The 18,447-nt window shown below is 70.5% G+C and carries 17 protein-coding genes; 6 read left to right on the top strand and 11 right to left on the bottom strand.

Going from position 1 to position 18,447, the window contains the following annotated elements:
• Positions 1-16: 16 nt before the first annotated feature.
• The 6 genes from MHA02_RS04080 to MHA02_RS04055 form a co-directional block, all read right to left on the bottom strand.
• Complete coding sequence (locus tag MHA02_RS04080; RefSeq protein WP_147076777.1) at positions 17-1,024, bottom strand: helix-turn-helix domain-containing protein; 1,008 nt, start codon at positions 1,022-1,024, stop codon at positions 17-19.
• Between the two features lie 235 nt (positions 1,025-1,259).
• Positions 1,260-2,417: a DNA polymerase IV gene (dinB, locus tag MHA02_RS04075; protein WP_147076775.1), complete on the bottom strand. Its 1,158-nt coding sequence runs from the start codon at positions 2,415-2,417 to the stop codon at positions 1,260-1,262.
• Between the two features lie 281 nt (positions 2,418-2,698).
• Positions 2,699-2,986 carry an MTH1187 family thiamine-binding protein gene (locus tag MHA02_RS04070; protein ID WP_147076773.1) on the bottom strand — a complete coding sequence of 96 codons (288 nt, stop codon included), beginning with the start codon at positions 2,984-2,986 and terminating at the stop codon, positions 2,699-2,701.
• A gap of 12 nt (positions 2,987-2,998) precedes the next feature.
• On the bottom strand, positions 2,999-4,204 hold the full coding sequence (locus tag MHA02_RS04065; protein ID WP_147076771.1) for a DUF2252 family protein: 1,206 nt from the start codon (positions 4,202-4,204) through the stop codon (positions 2,999-3,001).
• 154 nt (positions 4,205-4,358) lie between these two features.
• Positions 4,359-5,102: a molybdopterin-dependent oxidoreductase gene (locus MHA02_RS04060; protein ID WP_147076770.1), complete on the bottom strand. Its 744-nt coding sequence runs from the start codon at positions 5,100-5,102 to the stop codon at positions 4,359-4,361.
• Positions 5,099-5,806, bottom strand: coding sequence for a cytochrome b/b6 domain-containing protein (locus tag MHA02_RS04055; protein WP_147076768.1), 708 nt, complete (start codon positions 5,804-5,806; stop codon positions 5,099-5,101). The genes MHA02_RS04060 and MHA02_RS04055 overlap by 4 nt, the downstream gene beginning before the upstream one ends.
• Before the next feature lie 196 nt (positions 5,807-6,002).
• Here MHA02_RS04055 and MHA02_RS04050 point away from each other — a divergent pair, with 196 nt between their 5' ends.
• From MHA02_RS04050 to MHA02_RS04040, 3 genes are read left to right on the top strand one after another with little or no spacing between them, the layout of a single operon-like run.
• Positions 6,003-7,097 (top strand): glycosyltransferase family 4 protein, encoded by a 1,095-nt coding sequence (locus MHA02_RS04050; protein ID WP_147076766.1) that lies wholly within the window; start codon positions 6,003-6,005, stop codon positions 7,095-7,097.
• Positions 7,070-8,194 carry a glycosyltransferase family 2 protein gene (locus MHA02_RS04045; RefSeq protein WP_373318342.1) on the top strand — a complete coding sequence of 375 codons (1,125 nt, stop codon included), beginning with the start codon at positions 7,070-7,072 and terminating at the stop codon, positions 8,192-8,194. Before MHA02_RS04050 ends, MHA02_RS04045 begins: the two co-directional genes overlap by 28 nt.
• Positions 8,191-9,252 carry a glycosyltransferase gene (locus tag MHA02_RS04040; protein ID WP_147076764.1) on the top strand — a complete coding sequence of 354 codons (1,062 nt, stop codon included), beginning with the start codon at positions 8,191-8,193 and terminating at the stop codon, positions 9,250-9,252. The genes MHA02_RS04045 and MHA02_RS04040 overlap by 4 nt, the downstream gene beginning before the upstream one ends.
• A gap of 113 nt (positions 9,253-9,365) precedes the next feature.
• Here MHA02_RS04040 and MHA02_RS04035 read toward each other — a convergent pair whose 3' ends face one another.
• Positions 9,366-9,629: a hypothetical protein gene (locus tag MHA02_RS04035; RefSeq protein WP_147076762.1), complete on the bottom strand. Its 264-nt coding sequence runs from the start codon at positions 9,627-9,629 to the stop codon at positions 9,366-9,368.
• A 293-nt stretch (positions 9,630-9,922) separates the two neighbouring features.
• Between MHA02_RS04035 and MHA02_RS04030 the strand changes: the two genes are divergently transcribed.
• Together MHA02_RS04030 and MHA02_RS04025 are read left to right on the top strand one after the other, a co-directional pair.
• Complete coding sequence (locus tag MHA02_RS04030; RefSeq protein WP_147076760.1) at positions 9,923-10,693, top strand: LamB/YcsF family protein; 771 nt, start codon at positions 9,923-9,925, stop codon at positions 10,691-10,693.
• 109 nt (positions 10,694-10,802) lie between these two features.
• Positions 10,803-12,809: an AI-2E family transporter gene (locus MHA02_RS04025; RefSeq protein ID WP_147076758.1), complete on the top strand. Its 2,007-nt coding sequence runs from the start codon at positions 10,803-10,805 to the stop codon at positions 12,807-12,809.
• 244 nt (positions 12,810-13,053) lie between these two features.
• Here the strand turns inward: MHA02_RS04025 and MHA02_RS04020 are convergent, their stop codons facing one another.
• The 4 genes from MHA02_RS04020 to MHA02_RS04005 all read right to left on the bottom strand — a co-directional run bounded on the left by MHA02_RS04020 (position 13,054) and on the right by MHA02_RS04005 (position 17,225).
• Positions 13,054-14,586 (bottom strand): PhnE/PtxC family ABC transporter permease, encoded by a 1,533-nt coding sequence (locus MHA02_RS04020; protein ID WP_147076757.1) that lies wholly within the window; start codon positions 14,584-14,586, stop codon positions 13,054-13,056.
• Positions 14,580-15,302, bottom strand: a complete 723-nt coding sequence (locus MHA02_RS04015) for an ATP-binding cassette domain-containing protein (RefSeq protein ID WP_147076755.1) — start codon at positions 15,300-15,302, stop codon at positions 14,580-14,582. Before MHA02_RS04015 ends, MHA02_RS04020 begins: the two co-directional genes overlap by 7 nt.
• 12 nt (positions 15,303-15,314) lie before the next feature.
• Complete coding sequence (locus MHA02_RS04010; RefSeq protein ID WP_147076753.1) at positions 15,315-16,181, bottom strand: putative selenate ABC transporter substrate-binding protein; 867 nt, start codon at positions 16,179-16,181, stop codon at positions 15,315-15,317.
• Between the two features lie 156 nt (positions 16,182-16,337).
• Positions 16,338-17,225, bottom strand: coding sequence for a putative selenate ABC transporter substrate-binding protein (locus MHA02_RS04005; RefSeq protein WP_147076751.1), 888 nt, complete (start codon positions 17,223-17,225; stop codon positions 16,338-16,340).
• A 160-nt stretch (positions 17,226-17,385) separates the two neighbouring features.
• Here MHA02_RS04005 and selD point away from each other — a divergent pair, with 160 nt between their 5' ends.
• On the top strand, positions 17,386-18,435 hold the full coding sequence (gene selD, locus MHA02_RS04000) for a selenide, water dikinase SelD (RefSeq protein WP_147076748.1): 1,050 nt from the start codon (positions 17,386-17,388) through the stop codon (positions 18,433-18,435).
• Positions 18,436-18,447 lie beyond the last annotated feature (12 nt).

Below are 18,447 nucleotides of genomic sequence, written 5' to 3'. Positions count from 1 at the left end.
CGCGATGCGGCGGGGATCACAGCAATTCGTCGAGCCAGGGTGCGAGGCTGGGCAGGCGTGTCGAACGCGGTGGCAGCCTGTCGACGGGCCCTGCCTCTCCGCAGTTGCGGCGATACTCGCTCGGCGTCATGCCGAAGGCGCGCCGGAAGCGGCGGGCGGCATGCGCCGTCGTCGCGAAACCGGCCTCGCTCACCAGCGCGCCGAGAGCCCGGTCGTCGTCGGCATCCGCGAGGCTGAGACGCAGCCTGCGAAGCCGTTGCTGCTGGACGAAGGCGGCGACCCCGTCGACGGGCGCGAACAGGCGATAGAGCGCGCTCCGCGAGATGCCGCTGCAGGCCGCGATGTCGGAGACCGACAGGGCGGGATCGCCCAGATGCCGGTCGACATAGGCGAGGACCCGGCCATAGGCCCGCGAGGCGGACAGAAGCGCCGCGTTCGCCCGCGTGGGTTCGGTCAGCGCAGCCAGCGTCGCACCGAGCAGGGCTCCCAAGGTCGGCGCGGCAGTGTCCGAGAGGGCGGCACCGGATGCCGGCGCGCGCGAACCCAGGGCGCGCAGGTAGCCGATCAATTCCCCGGCCTCGTCGGAGCCGAGAACGAGGCCATGCGCGAAGCCGGCGTCGCGAAGGCTCGGGGCGAGCGCATCGCGTGCGACCGCGGCCGAGATCGAATGCACGCCCGCCGTCCAGGTCCGCTGGGGCCGTGTCGTGTCGAAGAGCACGATCTGGCCGGGGCCGACATGCCGGATCGATCCGTCGACGGCCACCGCCATGGTTCCCGAGAGGATGAGTTGCAGCGTGATGTGGTCGAGGCCGTCCCGCGCCACGCGGCGGCGGTCCCGCGCATGCGAGACGCCGCTCAGGCGACGCTCGAACAGCAGCAGCCGCGGCATGCGGATGGCGGTGACGGAGGCATGGAACGCACCCGGCCCCGGCTCGACCGTGGAGCCGACACGATACATCTCGCGATAACGGTCGAACGCACCGCCGACGTCCAGCGGGTCCGGCCGAAAGCAGATGGTGTCCATGGTTGCAGTCGTCCCGGCTGGTCTTCGCTGTAAGCTCCCGACCGGGGTAAGCAACGACGCCCCATATGTTCAGCAGGACGTTGCACAGGCAATCATTTCTTCATACGGCGGTTGCACTCTTGGCGACGGTGTCGCTCAAAAGTGCCGCCGGGCCGATCGTCTTGCACGCAGCAGGGCTCCGGCTCGGACAGGCTCCGGCGGCCGACGCGACGATGACGCCGGGCGGGTGCGAGGCTCAGATCCCGAAGCCGAGCTGCTCAGGCGCCCTCGGTTCGCCATGCTCCAGGCCCGACAGCGAGACTCCGACGAGCCGCACGCTGCGGCGAAGCGGAAACACCTCACGCAGCAGGCCGAGCGTCAGCGCCTCGAGCGCCGCACGATCCGCGACGCAGGCCGAGACCGAGCGTGCGCGCGTGATCTGCTCGAAATCCGAGAACTTGACCTTCAGCGTGACGGTCCGTCCGCGCACGGCCTTGGCGGTGCTCGCCGTCCAGACCTTGTCGATCAGGGGCTGCAGGCGGGCGGCGAGGGCATCGAACTCGGACAGATCCTCGAAGAAGGTGGTCTCGGCGCCGATGGATTTTCGGATGCGGTGCGCCCGCACCGGCCGCTCGTCGATGCCCCGCGCCACGCCGTAATAATAGGCGGCGTGGCTGCCGAAGGCGGCGGCGAGCTCGTCCAGCGTGCGCGCCTTGAGGTCGCCGCCGGTCAGGATGCCGAGCCGCTTCATCTTCGCCTCGGTGACGGGGCCGACTCCGTGGAACCGGCCGATGGCGAGGTCCTCGATGAAGCGCGGCCCCATCGCCGGGGTGATCACGAAGAGCGCGTCGGGCTTCTTGAAGTCGGAGGCCACCTTGGCCAGGAACTTGTTGTAGGAGACGCCCGCCGAGGCGACGAGGCCGGTGCGCTCCAGGATGCTCCCCCGGATCGCCCGCGCCACGTCGGTCGCCGTCGGCAGGTTTTTCAGGTTCTCCGTGACGTCGAGATAGGCCTCGTCGAGCGACACCGGCTCGATGATCGGCGTGTGCTCGGCAAAGATCGTGCGGATCTCCTCCGAGATCGCGCGATAGACCTCGAAGCGCGGCTTCACGAAGACGAGATCGGGGCAGAGCCGGCGTGCCGTCACCGAGGGCATGGCCGAGCGCACCCCGAAGACCCGCGCCTCGTAGCTCGCCGCCGCCACGACGCCGCGCTCGCGCGAGCCGCCGACGGCGATCGGCCTGCCCCGCAGGGCCGGATCGTCGCGCTGCTCCACGGACGCGTAGAAGGCGTCCATGTCGATGTGGATGATCTTGCGGACAGGTGCGTCCTGCCGGGTCTCGGTCGTCGGTGCCTCCGGGGTTACGAGAGCGTGTTCGGCTGGCTTCGCTGTCCGGTCTTCATGTAGGGGCATGCGTGGCACCCACCACGATCCTCATGCCGAGGTGCCCGGCGCCAGCCGGGCCTCGAAGCACGGCAACGGTCGATCCAGGTTATGACGACCGTCGCTGCCTCGACGTATCGGAGTTTTCGAAGAAGCATCGGTTCCGATGGTTTCCTTCGGTTCCGACACGACCCTCGTGCGGGCGTCCTGGGCAAACGCTGCGGCGCCGTCGGCCGTGCTTCGAGGCTCGCTCACGCGAGCACCTGAGCATGAGGATCGTGGTGATGGCAGCACCGTATCGGGCGTACGCGCTATGAGACGGCGGCGAGCTTGTCGGCCATCGACTGTTCCTTGTCGCGGCGCGACGAGAACGCCATCGTGAAGAACACGCGCTGGACGCCGAGTTCGGCGAGCCGCGCCTCGCACAGCTCGATCAGCCGGCAGATGTCGGCGAGTTCACCTTCGATGTTGGTGCCGTTGGCGTGCATCTCGGCGTCGAGCTCGCTGGCCTCGAGGATCGCCTTGATCTCCCGCACGTAGCTGGAGACCGAGGGACCGACGCCCATCGGCACGATGCAGAGATCCGCCACCACCTTCATGAGACCGGCCTCCTACGCCGCCACCCGCTCGGCTGCGTACAGCCGGCAATGTTCGAGATAGCCGACCTCGTGCCGCCCGGCGAGTTCGACCACGCTCGACCAGAGCCACGACGGGGCGTCCGGCGTCGCCGAGCCGTTCCCGCCGAGCTCCCGGCGCCAGGCCCGTACCGACGCATCGTCCATCTGCCGGCCATGCGCCCGGCCGACGACGTGGGCGAGGTAATGCGCCGCCCGCACGGCCTGCCCTTCCGAAAACTGGTCGACGTCGAGCTTGAGATCCTGCGGGCGCAGCTCGCGCATCACCACCGGCCGGTCCAGCAGGCGCACCGGCAGCATGCGCTCGCCGAGATTCGGCGACAGGGCACGGGCGCCGGCGACGACGCGGGCGGCATGGTCCGCCGGCATCTCGGCCCCGGGGGCCGCCGGCGCCACCGCCGCGACGGCCTCCTTGAGGTCGACCAGGGCGAGCTTGCGCCGGCCGTCATCCTCGGTGATCCGCACCAGGGCAGCGTAGCGCAGGTGGCCGAGCGAGCTGCAGCCCTTCATCCAGTAGGCGGCATCGAGCAGGCGCATCTCGGCACCCTCGCGGCGGCTCTCCAGGCTCAGCACGAGGTCGCGCACCGTGGATTCGCGAAACAGATCGTCGAGGGCGTGCCACTCGCCGTCGTCGAGCGCCCAGAATTTTCGGCCGAGCGGGATCTTGGGTTCGACGTCCTTGATGCGCTCGCGGGCGAGGTGCTTCCAGCGCCGCCCGAGCGCCTGCCGGCGGACGCTGCGCACGACGTCCGGCTCCGGCGGCTCGTCGTCGTCCCGTCCGCCGAGGCCCGAGGCGTAGCCGCGCATCATGCCGTCGAGCATGCGCGCGGTGACCGCACCCGGCAGGTCCGATCCCCGCGCGGCGCTCGCCAGCGAGAGGCCGAGCCGCACGAGGTCGTGGGCCGGGTTGCCGATGACGGTCTGGTCGAGATCGCGGATCTGGACGTCGACGCGGCCATCGGCATCGGCGAGCGGTCCGAGATTGCCGAGGTGACAGTCGCCGCAGATCCAGACCGGCGGTCCCTCGGGCAGGGTGCCGCGGGTCAGGCCCTCGAGCCAGTCGTAGAAGGTGGCGGTGTTGCCGCGCACGTAGGCATGCGCGGATTTCGCCATCTTGAGGGTCCGCTGGCGCTCCAGCACCACGGCCCGTTCGTCGAGGTCGAGCCGTCCGGTCTCACGCATACGCCACCGTTCATCGATCGGGCGGCGTCCCGACACGAGGCCGCCGCCCAGCTTCCGGCTCGAACAACGCGCATGGGCCGGTTTGCACCACGCGGCGTTTCGTCTCCGCTGTGGATGAAAGGGACGAGGGTGGACGTGTCGCGCAGCCGCGCCATCAGATTCCGGCGTACCAGGGCAGGCCGAGATCGGAGATCATGCCGCCGCGGCCGTGGCCGAGCCCGTCCAAGCGGGCCACGGCCTCGATCGCGGTCAGGTATTTCAGCGACTTGTAACCGAGCTGACGCTCGACGCGCAGGCGCAGCGGGGCGCCGTGGGCGACGGGCAGGTCGGCGCCGTTCATGCCGTAGGCGAGGATGGTCTGCGGATGCAGCGCGTCGAACAGGTCGTAGCTGTCCCACCAGCCGTCCACGCTTCGGATCACGATGAAGCGGGCCTCGCGCTGGAGCCCGACCGTGTTCAGGAGATGGGCCAGCGGCACGCCGGTCCAGCCGGCGATGGCGGACCAGCCCTGCTCGCAGCTGTGCAGCGTCACCTGCGTCCGCGCCGGCATCGCACGCAGGTCGGCGAGCGAAAAGCTCTGCGGGCGGGCGACGAGGCCGCTCACCGGCAGACGCCACTCCGCAAAACCGCCCGCCTTCAGGCGCTTGTACTCGGCATCGTCCGGGTCGGTGGTGTTGATGGTCGGGAACACCGCCGAGATCGCTTCGGGCGGAAACTCCCGCACCAGGCGCTGATGGCGCAGCAGGAAGCGCTGGACCGCGAAGGTCAGCGCGTCGCTCGCCGCATAGAGGCCGTCGAAGCGCGGGCCGCCGGGCAGCGCCTCGCAGCCGCCGAGCAGGCCCGTGGCCCCGAGCGCGGACGAGCCCAGGATCAGTTGCCGGCGCGACAGGTTGCTCATGGCGTGTCCGTCCCCCTGCTCGCCGTCCGGCCGATCGTCATGCCCCGCATCAGCGCCAACGGCCGGTTGGCCAGGACCTGCCAGAGATGGACGGCCAGGAAGAGCACGAGCAGCGTGGCCGCGAGGAAATGGATGGTGCGCGCGGATTGCCGGCCGCCGAACAGCCAGAAGAGTTCCGGAAAGGCCGTGGTCACGCCCGGCGACATGGTCAGTCCGGACAGCAGCATCGTCGGGGCCAGTACGAGGAGGACGGCGCAATAGGCGAGTTTTTGGAGGGCATTGTAGCGGTTAGCCTCCGCGCCGTCCGAAACGCTGCCGAGCCGCAGATGCGCGCGCAGATCGCGAAACAGATGACGCGGGCCGAGCTGGTCGCCGTCGGGCAGCAGGCGCCGGTAGAGATGGCCGCCGAGCGTGGCGGCGGCGAGATAGACCGCCCCGTTCAGCACGAACACCCAGGCGGCGAGGAGATGCAGGTTGCGGCCCCATCCGGTCTGGTCGAGGTTCACGGGCAACGGCAGCACGATCCAGGCGGGGGCGTCGTTGGCGCCGGTCTCGCCCCAGAACAGGCGCGGCAGGGCGAGCAGGATGCCCGTGCCGCTGACGACGAGCGCCAGGAAGGCGGCCGCACCGATCCAATGCGTCGTCCGCACCCAGAGGGCGTGACGCGCCGGGTCCGCCACAGGGCGCGTCGGCCGTCGGCTCATGGCTCGCATCCGTGCCCGCCCCACGATCCCCACACGATTACCTGCGACCTTTCGCCGATCCACATCCGGCCAGGAACTCGCCAGTTGACGTCAGGTTGCCGGTGAACGGAACGGTCAATCCGTAGCGCCTGTCGCGACATGGCGAAGCACGGGCCGCGCCGCTTCCTGCAACGCTTGCCGGACGAACTGGACACCCGTGAAGATCGCACTCCTTGCCCACCTCAAGTATCCGATCGCGCAGCCCTATGGCGGCGGGCTCGAGATGCAGACGCACCTCCTCACGCGGACCCTGCGGCAGCGTGGTCATGCGGTCACGCTGTTCGCCGCGCACGGATCGGATCCGGCCCTCGAACCCCACACGGTCTGCCCACCGACCGGCGAGGCCTTTGCCGATCCGGTCCACGAGCTTGCCGTCGATGCCGCCGAGTTCGCGGCCTATTCGGTGATCATGGATGCGGTCGCCGGCGGCGGATTCGATCTCGTCCACAACAACAGCCTGCACGACCTGCCGCTGCGGGCGAGCCTGCATATCGGCGTACCGATGGTCACGGCGCTGCACACGCCGCCCTTCGACTCTCTCGCCGCGGGTGTCGCGGCCGCCTCCCCCGGGATGACGTTCGCCGCCGTTTCCAAGACCCTGGCGCAGGATTGGCGGGCGCTGGTGCCGGAGACGCACGTCATCGGCAACGGCATCGACCTCGGTACCTTCCGCTTCCAGGCCGAGCCCGCGATCCCGGCCTACGCCTTCTGGAGCGGCCGGATCGTCCCGGAGAAGGGCCTGCACCTCGCCATCGAGGCGGCGCGCCTCGCCGGTCTGCCGCTGGTCTTCGCCGGCCCACGCACCGACATCGCCTATTGGACCACCGAGATCGCGCCGCGCCTCGGGCCGGACCTCACCGATCTCGGCCACCTGTCGCACGGCGAACTGGCCGCGCATCTCGGGCGGGCGACCGTCGCCCTGGTCACGCCACGCTGGGAAGAGCCGTTCGGCCTCGTCGTGGCCGAGGCGCTCGCCTGCGGCACGCCGGTGGCGGCCTTCGCCCGCGGGGCGCTGCCCGACCTCGTCGTCCCCGCCTGCGGCCGTTGCGCCCGCGCCGACGACGTTGCCGATCTCGCCCGGGCCATCGGCGCGGCGATCCGGCTCGACCGGCAGGCCTGCCGGGCCTACGGCGAGACCCTTTTCGACGCCGAGACCATGACCGACCGCTACGAAGCGCTCTACCGCTCCGTCCTCGCCGCCGCACCCGTGCTGGCGGAGCCGGGATGTCTGCTCGACGCCGTAGCGGTCTGACGGCGATGGGCGAGGGAGCCGCACCGGCGGCCGTCGTCTGCGTGCCGGCGCGCAACGAGGTCGAGCGCCTGCCTCGCCTGATCCGCTCGCTCGCGGCCCAGGACGGCTTTTCGCCGGGAGCGAGGCTGCGCGTCGCGATCGCGGCCAACAATTGTAGCGACGGCACGGTCGAGGCCGTGCGGGCGATGATCGCCGGCGGGGAGACCGCCACCCTCGACCTGCGCCTGCTCGCGGTCGATCTCGCGCCTGACGCGGCCCATGTCGGCACGGCGCGCCGGCTCGCGCTCGACACCGGCGCGGACTGGCTCGCTGCGGACGGATGCACGGACGGCGTCCTGCTGACTACCGACGCGGATGCCTGGCTCCCGCCGGACTGGGTCGCCGCCAACCTGCGCGCGCTCCGCGAGGCCGAGATCGTCGGAGGCCGTCTCGTGATCGACCGGGAGGCCACGGCGGACACGGGTCTCAGCCGCCTGCACGCCCGGATCGAGTCGTATTGGCAGGCGGTCCGCGCGCTGGAGGACCGCTTCAATCCGCCGGTGTACGACCCGCCCCCCCGGCACGGCGACCATACCGGCGCGAGCCTCGCCTTGACGGCAAGCCTCTACCGGGCGGTCGGCGGCCTGCCGGCGTTGCGCCGGGGCGAGGACAACGCACTGGTGGCCCGCGTGCAGGAGCAGGGCGGCCGCCTGCGGCATTGTCCTGCCATCCGCGTCCATGTCTCGGACCGAGCCGAGGGTCGCGCCGAGGGCGGCATGGCGATCGAGATGCTCCGGCGCCTCGCCGTCCTGGGCGGTGGCGAGGCCTACCGGCTGCCTGCGCCAGAGCATTGGCACGCGCTCATCCTGCGCCGCGCGGCGTTGCGCCGATCCTGGCCGGACGTCGCCACGGCAGAAGGCTGGTCTGCCGTCAGCGAAGGATACGGGCTGACGGACGAGGATCGCGCCGCCATCGCGCCCGACACCTGTCCGAACGCCATCGCCTTCGTGGAACGCGCGAGCCGCAGGCTCGACGCCCGCGCGGCGCCGGCGCCGCTGCAGGACCTCGACGCGGCGCTCGCCGGCTTCGCTGCGCTGCTCGGCGAGAGGGCGGCATGACCCGTCCGATCGGCATCTACGTCCATCATCAGGGCGCCGGGCACTGGCAGCGTGCCTGCCTGATCGGCGGGGCGCTCGACCGGCCCTGCACGCTGCTCGGGACCTTTGCCGCGTGTGACCGGCGGGACGCCCCGGGGCCGCTGATCCACCTGCCGGACGACCGCATCGCCGGCTTCGACGGGCATGACCGCGAGGCCGACCGGCCAACGAGCCTGCACTACGCGCCGCTCGGCCATCCCGGCATCCGCGAGCGGATGGCGCGGATCGCGGCCTGGATCGCCGAGGCCGACCCGGTGCTGATGATCGTCGACGTCTCGGTGGAGGTCGCCCTGCTCTGCCGCCTCCTGTCCGTGCCGACGCTGGTCGTGCGGCTCGCCGGGACACGGACCGACCCGCCGCATCTCGATGCGTTCCGCAGTGCCAGCCGCCTGCTCGCCCCGTTCCCCGCCGACCTCGACACCGAAGACATGCCGGACTGGATCCGCGCCAGGACGATCTATTCGGGATTTCTCGGAGCGGCCCCGGCCCCGGCCCCGGAGGACGGCCGGATCGTCGTGGTCTTCGGGCAGGGGGGGGAGGGCGGCCGGCTTGCGGCCCTCTCCGAGGCCGCCCGCGCGGTACCGGATCGCGCCTGGCACGTCCTCGGCCCCGTGCAGGACGTGGGGGGCGCCGCATCGCGACCCGCGAACCTCCACCTGCACGGCTGGGTCGCGGATGTCGGCGCCCATCTCGCGCAGGCGTCCCTCGTCGTCGGCAGCGGCGGCGACGGCGTCGTGGCCGCCGTGGTCGGCGCGGGCAAGCGCTTCGTCTGCCTGCCCGAGCCGCGGCCCTACGACGAGCAGGCGAGCAAAGCCGAAGCGCTGGCACGGCTCGGGGCCGCGATCGTCCAACAGGGCTGGCCGGAAGGTGCGGACTGGCCGGATCTCGTCCGCCGGGGGCTCGCCCTCGATCCGGCGAGGATCGCCGGTCTGGCGGAACCGGATGCGCTGGCGCGCACCGCCGCCGGGATCGAGGCGATGGCACGGGAGATCGAGGGGCGGCCGCGTCCCGGCGGCTGATATCCGCCATCCTCCAGCGCACGATGCGGGACAGCGGGATCGGGTTTCCCGATAACTTCGCTCCGGGCGTCGGCCGTAAGAACCAGGGACATGAGCTCCCGACGGAGGATGGATCAGGCGCTTTCCAGACATCGCTCGGCAGGCCGCGTTTCGGGCGAAACGATCGCGTCTCCGAGGGGGCCGGACTGCAGCGCCTCGACCAACGCCTGGATTTCGTCGGGAAACAACGCTCGGTGTTCGAGGCCGAAGGCGGTCTCCAGGGCCGGGCCGAGGGCGCGGACCAGCGGATGGCGGCGGGGTGCCTCGGAGACGGCGTCGCTCCCGATCCGGATGAGGTCGGCGGCGCAAGCGCTGGCGAAGGCCCGAGCGGTGAGCATGACGTCCTGAAGTGCGATCCACAGCCGCCGAGCCGGGCGCAGCCTGTCGAGACGACAGGGGCGCTCGTGCGTGGGGCCAAGCTGAGCCATTGCACTTGAACGGGCGCTGAAGCCGGGATCGAAATCCGCTGCGGGCTGCCGTAGCCTCGGTTCGGATCACGCTGGGAAGGATCGGAGATGACGGAGTCGGCACGGCGCATCACCGGCGGCTGCTTCTGCAGCGCCCTGCGCTACGCGGCGGCGGGCGCGCCGCCGCTGCCGAGACTTTGCTGCTGCGCCGATCGGCGGCACGCATGACCCGGCGCAACATCGATCTCAACGCCGATCTCGGCGAGGGCTTCGGGGCCTGGCGCATGGGCGACGACGCTGCGCTCCTGGACATCGTCACCTCGGCCAACGTCGCCTGCGGCTTCCATGCGGGCGACCCGGACATCATGGTCGAGACGGCCAGCGCCGCGCAGGCGCGCGGCGTCGCCATCGGCGCCCATCCCGGCTTCTTCGATGTTCGCGGCTTAGGCCGGACCCCGATCCGCGAAACACCACGGCGCATCGAGCGGGACGTGGCCTACCAGATCGGGGCTCTCCAGGCCTGCGCGGCGCTCGCCGGCACCCGCGTCACCTACGTCAAGGCGCACGGGGCGCTCGCGAACCTCGCGAATGCCGAGGATGACATCGCCGAGGCCGTCGCGCGGGCCGTGGCGGGTGTCGATCGCAGCCTCGCCTTCGTCGTGATGCCGGGATTACCGGCCGAGCGGGCCGGCTTGCGGGCCGGCCTGCGCACCATCCGCGAGATCTATGCCGACCGCGCCTACGCCGACGACGGCAGCCTCGCGCCGCGCTCCGCTCCGGGCGCCGTGCTGCACGACGCCCGAGACATCGCGACGCGGGTGCGCCGCATGGTCGAGGACGGGGCGGCGACGACGCTATCGGGCCGGCGCATACCCGTCGGGATCGATACGGTCTGCGTTCACGGCGACAACCCCGGCGCCGTCGAGGCGGCCAGGGCGGTGCGGGCGGAACTGGAGGCGGCGGGGCTCGTGCTGGCGCCGTTCGCCCCGTACTGAATGCAGTCCTCCCGCACTGCAAAAAACACCAGGGATCGAAATCCGGCCGCTCACGGTTTCTTGAGGCGCATCGTCGCGATCGCGCCGTGTGAGAGAGTTGTGTCGGGCCATGAAGAGCGATCCGAGAAGCAGCGGCCTCGTCGTCCCGCCACGCCCGACGCGGGTCGCTGCCGCCGAACGGCCGAAGGGCAGCTTCGCCGCGCCGGTCATCGTGGCGGCGATCATCGTCACGGGGCTCTATCTCGGCCGCGACATCCTGATCCCGATCGCCATCGCGGTCCTGCTGTCCTTCGTCATCGGCCCCCTCGTCCACGTGTTTCGCCGGCTGAAGCTCGGCCGGCTGCTCTCGGTGCTGATCGCGGTGCTGATGGCCTCGGGCATCATCGCGGCGCTCTCCACCGTGATCGGCGTGCAGGTCGCCGACCTCGTCAAGGACGTGCCGCGCTACCAGCATACGATCGAGCGCAAGATCGAGGGCCTGCGCCAGGGGCCGCTCGGCACGGGCATGGACTACGTCGCCAACATCAACCGGGCGATCCACGACGCCGGCAGTGAGCCGGACAAGCAGAAGAAGCCGGAGACGTCGCAGACCAAGCCCGAGCCGACCCCGCCCGTGCTGGTGGAAATGAAGGACCGTCCGCCGAGCCCGCTCGAACTCGCCAACACCGTGCTCTCGCCGGTGCTGGCGCCGCTCGCCACCACCGGCATCGTGCTCGTGGTGCTGCTCTTCATCCTGATGCAGCGCGAGGACCTGCGCGACAGGCTGATCCGCCTGGCCGGATCGAGCGACCTCCACCGCACCACCGTCGCGATGGACGACGCCGCCCGGCGGCTCTCCCGCTACTTCATCGGCCAGCTCGCACTGAATTCCGGCTTCGGCCTCGTCATCGGCCTGGGGCTCTGGGCGATCGGCGTGCCGAACCCGGTGCTCTGGGGCATCTTCTCCGCGCTGATGCGCTTCGTGCCGTATATCGGCGCCTTCGTCTCGGCGGTCTTTCCCGTGGCGGTGGCGGCCGCCGTCGATCCGGGCTGGGGCATGGTCATCGCCACGCTGATCCTGTTCGGCGTGATCGAGCCGCTGGTCGGTCAGATCATCGAACCCCTGGTCTATGGCCACTCGACGGGGCTCTCGCCCTTCGCGGTGCTGGTCTCGGCCCTGTTCTGGATCTGGCTGTGGGGTCCGGTCGGCCTCATTCTGTCGACGCCGCTCACCGTCTGCCTCGTGGTGCTCGGCCGCCACGTCGACGCGCTCGAATTCCTGGACGTGCTGTTCAGCGACCGCCCGGCGCTGACACCGGTGGAGAATTTCTACCAGCGCATGCTCGCCGACGACCCGGAGGAGGCGCAGGAGCATGCCGACACGATCCTGCGGACCTGCTCGCTCTCGGCGTACTACGACGAGGTGGTGCTGAAGGGCCTCGAACTCGCCTCGCGCGATGCCGCCCGCGGGGTGCTGACGCTCGAGCAGAAGGGCGACATCCGCACCTCCATCACCGCACTGATCGACGAGATGGAATCGCGCGAGGACGAGAGGCCGCTGCAGCCGGCCAAGGCCGTGCGGCGGCTCTTCGCCGGCAAGGCCGTGGCGGCCGAGGCGGCCTGCGACAGCGCTCCGGCGATCGACGATCCGCCCGAGCCCGAGGAACTGCCCGAGGCATGGCGGCAGGAGGGGGCGGTGCTCTGCGTCGCCGGCCGCGGCTTCCTCGACGAGCCGGCCGCGGCGATCCTGGCGCAGCTGCTGCGCAAGCACGGCCTCGGCACCCGAATCGCCGCCTTCTCGGACCTCGCCCGCGCCCAGATCGACGGGTTCGATGCCGGCCCCGCACAAATGGTGGTGGTGATCTCGCTCGCCATCGGCGGCGAGCCCGGCCACCTGCGCCGCCTCGTCGGCCGGCTGCGCCAGAAGCTGCCGGGCAAGCGCATCGCGGTCGGCCTCTGGCGCATCGACGACGAGGGCACCTCCGAGGCCGCCGTGCGCAGTGAGGTGGACGCCGACGAGCACGTCTCGTCGCTACGCGACACGATCGAAGCGGTGCTCGGCGCCGCCGAGACGAAACCGGCTGCGGACATGCCGGCACCCGCTCCGCCGCGCCAGGCCCTGCCGATGCCGGCTTGATCCCTTTCCCGGTCGATCGTCGTTGGCCGCGCATCCTCCTCTCCCCGCGCGCGGGGCGAGGGCCGCGACGAGGCGGCAGCCGAAGTTGAGGGGGTGCAGCCGGAGGAGCCTCCGCCGGAACCATTCCCTCACCTTCGCTTCGGCTTCGCCTCCGCTTCCTGCATGGACGGCAAGGTCCATCCAGGCCTCTCCCCGCGTGCGGGGAGAGGGTATGCGCGGCAGCCGATTTGCTATCCGGAGAAGCTCAGCCGCCGGCACCCTTCACCATCGGCTGCGACAACCGCATCGGCAACGTGTCGATCCGCAGCGCCTTGCGAAGCGCGCGCGACAGGGCGTCGACGCAGAGTGTGAGCACCACGGTCGCCGCGATCAGCACCACAGCCACGTCGATGCGCAGCTCAGAGATGGCCGCATCGACGTAGAAGCCGAGCGTCGCGACACCCAGGATCCCGAAAATCGCGCTCTCGCGCAGGATCAGCTCCCAGCGGTAGAGCAGGTAGGCCAGGAACTGCCCGTAGAGGCGTGGCACCGTCTCGTACGCGTAGAGGTTCAGGCCCGTCGGCGCGTCGGGGCGATAGGGCAGGCCGTCGGCGTGGCGGCCCATGAGGTAGCCGACGATTCCGGCATTGTGGATCGACAGTGCCAGGATCGCCGGCAGCATCGAGGGGCCGAGGTTCTGCAGCAGCACGTAGGCCAGCATGTACTCCGGCGTCGAGCGCACGACGACGAGGAGCACGCGCCCCGCCGGCTGGCCGAGCCGCCCCGCGAAGCGCCGCGACGTCAGCGGAAACAACACTAGCGCGCCGATGGCGGTGGCGACGAGGGCGATCTGGGCGAGCACGAGCGTCTGGGCCGCGCCCGGCAGGATCTGCTGTGTCACGATCGGCTGAGTCCAGGCCCAGAGCCGCGACCACGTGGCGGGGTCGAGCAGGGCGCCCTGGCGCAGGGGCGAGGGCACGATCTGCTGCGTGACGAACCGGACGAGGCTCGGCCAGACCTCCGTCGAGCCCACGGTCTTCGGGAGCAGAAGCAGGCTGGCGACGATCAGGACCGGTACCGTGCGCGCCCTTACCCAGAGCCGGCGCGAACCGATCAGGAGGTAGAAGACGAACAGCAGCGCGCCAGCCTCGCCGTAGCGGCCCTGGCGAAACGCCGATTCCAGGTAGAAGCCCATGGTCGGCAGGCCGATGAAGCCGAGCACCAGGGTCGAGCGCATGGCGCATTCGAGCCGGTAGAGTGTGTAGTGGCGCAGGCTCGCCGCCACGTCCGGCAGCCGGGCATAGACGAAGGCCGAGACCGCGCCGGTCCCGTACGGCACCACCCGCAGCGCCGACAGGTCGGCCTCCTCGATGATCTCCGAATAGACCTTGGCGCAGATGCCGGCATAGGGCAGCGCGATGGCGAGGATGCCGGTCGCCGCCGACAGGCCGAACACCTGCATCAGCAGCAGCGCCCAGAACAATTCGTGGACGGCCCGCAAGCACGCGCAGACGAGCCGCACGCTGCGGAAGCGCGCAAAGGGGATCGCCAGCAGGAACCCCGCTCCGGCGCCGAGCGTCACGCCGATCACCGCGAAGGCGACCGTGTAGACGACGCTCCAGGCTTCGACGGCGACGAATTCGGGCCGGACCAGGCCGTCGAGCAGGCGCCGCAGGTCGGCCCAGGGGGAGAGGCTGGTGACGTGCAGGTCGGCTGGCAGCAGGGCGGCGAGGGCGACGGCGAGGAACCAGAGCGAGACGGTGGTGTAGCTGGCGGGGCGGAGGCGTGCGCTCAGCATGGCGCTGCCCGACCGATGCCGACGAAGCCGCGCGTTCGCCCCTCGTCGTAGAACGGCGCCAGCGCCGCCGCATCGAGGTCCTGCGAGGGCCGGTCGAGGACGATCCGGCCGGCATCCAGCACCACGATCCGGTCGCAATGCCCGAGCGCCAGCGTCACGTCGTGCAGCGCTAGAACCAGCGTCGCATGCCGGCTGGCCAGTTGCTCCAGCACCGCCGCCCCCTGCGCCCGGTCGAGGGCCGAAACCGGCTCGTCTCCCAAGAGGATCGGCCGGCCGTTGTAGAGCGCACGGGCCACCGAGACGCGCTGCTGTTGCCCGCCGGAGAGCTCGCCGGCCTTCGCCTTCAGGCTTTCGGCAAGGCCGACGCGAGCGAGGATAGCGGTCACCTCGACGACATCCGCCCGTGGCGGAAAGGCCAAAGTCCGAAGATTGTGCCACGTCGAGCGCCGGTCGAGCCGGCCCATATAGACGTTGTGGAAGACCGAGAGCGTGCGCACCAGCGCCGCCGCCTGCGGCACCAGCGCGACCGCCCCCGCGGCCTGCGCGTGGATCAGCCCGATCAGCGTGGACTTGCCGGCGCCGGAGCGGCCGAGCAGTCCGACGCGCTCCCCCGCGCGGATGGTCAGGTCGATGCCCGACAGCACCGTGCGGCCGCGATAGGCGGCCGAGGCGTTCGAGAGGACGACCGGCGCGTGGGCCGAGGACTCGCGAGCCAATTCCGTTGCCGGCTAATCGAGCAGGCCGGTCGATTTGCCCACTGCGACGAGGGGGGCATAGGAGTCGTTGGTCACCGCGATGAATTTCGAGCGGCCGAACGGCTCCAGGATCGCCGGGTCCTTCACCGCGATCAGCGCCTGTTGCAGCTTGTCGGTGAAGCCCGCGCCGTAGGTCGCGTCAGCATCGCCGCGCACCGTCCACTGATAGTCCGGAAAGGTCGGGCTCTCCCAGATCACTTCGACGGCCGCGGCGTCGACCTTGCCGGCCTTGCTGTCGAGATCCCAGACCGAATAATCGACGGCGCCGACCTCGAAGGCGCCGGACTGCACCAGCTGGATGGTCCGGCTGTGATCGCCCGAGAAGCCGACGCGGCTATAGACCTCCTCCGGTGTCTTGCCCGGAAAGGCCTGCCGGATGAAATGCTCCGGCATCAGCCGGCCGGAGGTCGAGGCGCGCGAGCCGAAGGTGAAGGTTTTTCCGGCCGTCTCCTTCGGGAAGTCCTTCGCCTTGTCGAGCCCGAGCTTGGTGTTGGCGATGAAGTAGGTCTTGAAGGCGGCATCCTCCGCGCCCTGCGCGATGGCGAGCGAGCCCGGCACCGCCTTGCGGGCCTGGACGCCGGTGAACCCGCCGAACCAGGCGAGCTGGACCTGGCCGTTGGTGAAGGCGGTGACGGCGGCCGGGTAGTTCTTCACCGGGATGTATTTTACGGGGATGCCGAGCTTGTCCTGGAGATAGCGCGCGACCTTGCCGAAGCGCTCGACGAGGCGGCTCTCGTCCTGGTCGGGGATGCCGGTGAAGACGAAGGGCGGCGTGTCCGCAGCCCGCGACGGTCCCGCCATCACGACGGCAGCGACGATCCCCAACACCCAGTTGCGCATTCGGATACTCCGATCCCTCCGCATGTGAGGACGGGACGCCGTCCGGCGGGGAGTGTCGGTGATATCAAAGGAATGCGGCGGACGTCACGGACACGCGGCGCGACGGATCGTGATTGTCACAGACCCTTTCGCGGACGGGCTGCGGAGACGAAGACGTCAGTCGAGCATGCCGCTGGTCTTCCCCACCGCGATCAGCGGCGCATAGGCGTCGTTCGTCACGGGTACGAACTTCGAGCGGCCGAAGGGAGCGAGCAGGACGGGATCGCTCATGCCGAGGAGCGCCTGGCGCAGCTTGTCCGAAAAACCCTTGCCCCAGGTATGATCGACGTCGCCGCGCACGGACCATTGGTTGTTGGCGAAGGGCGGCGATTCCCAGATCACGTTGACCTTCTCCGGGTCGACCCTGCCGGCTTTGGTATCGAGGTCCCAGACCGTGTAGTCGACCGCGCCGAGATCGAACACGCCGGATTGCACGAGCTGGATCGTGCGGCTGTGCTCGCCGGAATAGCCGATGCGCGCATAGACCTCGTCCGGCGTCTTGTCCGGAAAGGCCTGGCGGATGAAGTATTCCGGCATCAGGCGGCCGGAGGTCGAGGAGCGCGCGCCGAAGGTGAAGGTCCTGCCGGCCGTCCCCCTTGGAAAGTCTGCCGCCTTGACCAGCCCAAGCCGTGTGTTGGCGATGAAATAGGTGCGAAACGCTGCGTCCTCGGCGCCTTGCGCCAGCGCCTGCGAGCCCGGCACGAGGCGCCGCGCCTGGACGCCGGTGAAACCGCCGAACCAGGCGAGCTGGACCTCGCCGTTGCTGAAGGCGGTCACGGCGGAGGAGTAGTTCTTCACCGGCAGATATCTCACGGGGACGCCGAGCTTCTGCTGGAGATACGACGCGACCCGGCCGTAGCGCTCGACCAATCGGGCCTCGTCCTGGTCGGGGATGCCGGTGAAGACGAAGGCGGGTCTTTCGGAGTTCTGCGCCTGGACCGCGCCGCCCGCCACGACCGTCGCGAGCATCGCGAAAACGCCGATGGCCCGTGCCCAACCGCTCATGCTGCCGCCTCCTCTCGTTGCACCGTGGGGGCCGCGACGCGATACTGCGCCGACCACTTTGGCGCGATCTACCCAAAGAGAGCCCCGGCGGCTGACAGTGTCATGACAACGGCCGGCGCCGGCCGCGCGCACCCCAAAAATCTCGGCAACGGAGACCCGCATGGACGCCGAACCGGTCCGGCTCAGCACCCTCGCCCATGGCGGCGGCTGCGGCTGCAAGCTCGATCCCGCCGTGCTGCGCCGGCTGCTGGCCGACCAGCCGGCGGCCGGGCCGTTCGAGCGGCTGATCGTCGGCAACGAGACCTCGGACGACGCAGCGGTCTGGGCGCTGGACGACGGCACCTGCGTCATCGCCACCACCGACTTCTTCACGCCGATGGTCGACGACCCACGCGATTTCGGACGGATCGCGGCGACCAACGCGATCTCCGACGTCTACGCCATGGGCGGCAAACCGATCATGGCGCTCGCCATCCTCGGCATGCCGGTGGGCAGGATTTCCGCCGAGACCGTCGCCGAGATCCTGAAGGGCGGAGCGAGCCTCTGCGCGGAGGCCGGCATCCCGATCGCCGGCGGCCACTCCATCGACACGCCGGAGCCGATCTACGGCCTCGCCGTCATCGGCACCTGCCGCCGCGAGAACGTGCGCCGCAACGCTGACGCCCGCCCCGGGGACGCGCTGATCCTGACGAAGCCCATCGGCGTCGGCATCTACTCGGCCGCGATCAAGAAGCAGGCGCTCCCCGAGGGCGGCTATGCCGACTTCATCTCCACGACGACCCGGCTCAACCGCGTCGGCACCGAACTCGCCACCGACCCGGCCGTGCATGCCATCACCGACGTCACCGGCTTCGGGCTGCTCGGCCACGGGCTCGAACTCGCCCGCGGGGCCGGGGTCGCCCTGACGCTCGAGGCCGATGCGGTGCCGCTATTGCCGGCCGCCGCGGCCCTGGCACAGGCGGGCTTCGTCACGGGCGCCTCGCACCGCAACTGGTCGGCCTTCGGAGAGGCCGTGGACCTCCCCTGCGACTTCCCGGACTGGCGCCGGCACCTCCTCACCGACCCGCAGACCTCGGGCGGCCTGCTCGTGGCCTGCGCGGCCGACCGGGCGGAGGCGATCCTTTCGCGAATTCGCGGGGCGGGGTTTGCGGACGCGGCGATCGTCGGGCGGGTGGGGGAAGCGGGCGCGGCGCGGATCGGCGTAATTTGAACCGTCCCAGGC

Source organism: Methylobacterium haplocladii (genome assembly GCF_007992175.1).
Taxonomy (GTDB): domain Bacteria; phylum Pseudomonadota; class Alphaproteobacteria; order Rhizobiales; family Beijerinckiaceae; genus Methylobacterium; species Methylobacterium haplocladii.
Note: the sequence above shows the minus strand (reverse complement) of the source record. Positions and strands in the feature narration are given on the sequence as shown.

What these genes read in the sequence shown, in the direction of transcription:
- MHA02_RS04025 (WP_147076758.1), top strand. Translation starts at nt 10,803, where the DNA reads ATGAAGAGCGATCCGAGAAGCAGCGGCCTCGTCGTCCCGCCACGCCCG.
- MHA02_RS04005 (WP_147076751.1), bottom strand. Translation starts at nt 17,225, where the DNA reads ATGAGCGGTTGGGCACGGGCCATCGGCGTTTTCGCGATGCTCGCGACG.
- MHA02_RS04060 (WP_147076770.1), bottom strand. Translation starts at nt 5,102, where the DNA reads ATGAGCAACCTGTCGCGCCGGCAACTGATCCTGGGCTCGTCCGCGCTC.
- MHA02_RS04040 (WP_147076764.1), top strand. Translation starts at nt 8,191, where the DNA reads ATGACCCGTCCGATCGGCATCTACGTCCATCATCAGGGCGCCGGGCAC.
- selD (WP_147076748.1), top strand. Translation starts at nt 17,386, where the DNA reads ATGGACGCCGAACCGGTCCGGCTCAGCACCCTCGCCCATGGCGGCGGC.
- dinB (WP_147076775.1), bottom strand. Translation starts at nt 2,417, where the DNA reads ATGCCCCTACATGAAGACCGGACAGCGAAGCCAGCCGAACACGCTCTC.
- MHA02_RS04070 (WP_147076773.1), bottom strand. Translation starts at nt 2,986, where the DNA reads ATGAAGGTGGTGGCGGATCTCTGCATCGTGCCGATGGGCGTCGGTCCC.
- MHA02_RS04030 (WP_147076760.1), top strand. Translation starts at nt 9,923, where the DNA reads ATGACCCGGCGCAACATCGATCTCAACGCCGATCTCGGCGAGGGCTTC.
- MHA02_RS04035 (WP_147076762.1), bottom strand. Translation starts at nt 9,629, where the DNA reads ATGCTCACCGCTCGGGCCTTCGCCAGCGCTTGCGCCGCCGACCTCATC.
- MHA02_RS04065 (WP_147076771.1), bottom strand. Translation starts at nt 4,204, where the DNA reads ATGCGTGAGACCGGACGGCTCGACCTCGACGAACGGGCCGTGGTGCTG.
- MHA02_RS04010 (WP_147076753.1), bottom strand. Translation starts at nt 16,181, where the DNA reads ATGCGCAACTGGGTGTTGGGGATCGTCGCTGCCGTCGTGATGGCGGGA.
- MHA02_RS04020 (WP_147076757.1), bottom strand. Translation starts at nt 14,586, where the DNA reads ATGCTGAGCGCACGCCTCCGCCCCGCCAGCTACACCACCGTCTCGCTC.
- MHA02_RS04055 (WP_147076768.1), bottom strand. Translation starts at nt 5,806, where the DNA reads ATGAGCCGACGGCCGACGCGCCCTGTGGCGGACCCGGCGCGTCACGCC.
- MHA02_RS04080 (WP_147076777.1), bottom strand. Translation starts at nt 1,024, where the DNA reads ATGGACACCATCTGCTTTCGGCCGGACCCGCTGGACGTCGGCGGTGCG.
- MHA02_RS04045 (WP_373318342.1), top strand. Translation starts at nt 7,070, where the DNA reads ATGTCTGCTCGACGCCGTAGCGGTCTGACGGCGATGGGCGAGGGAGCC.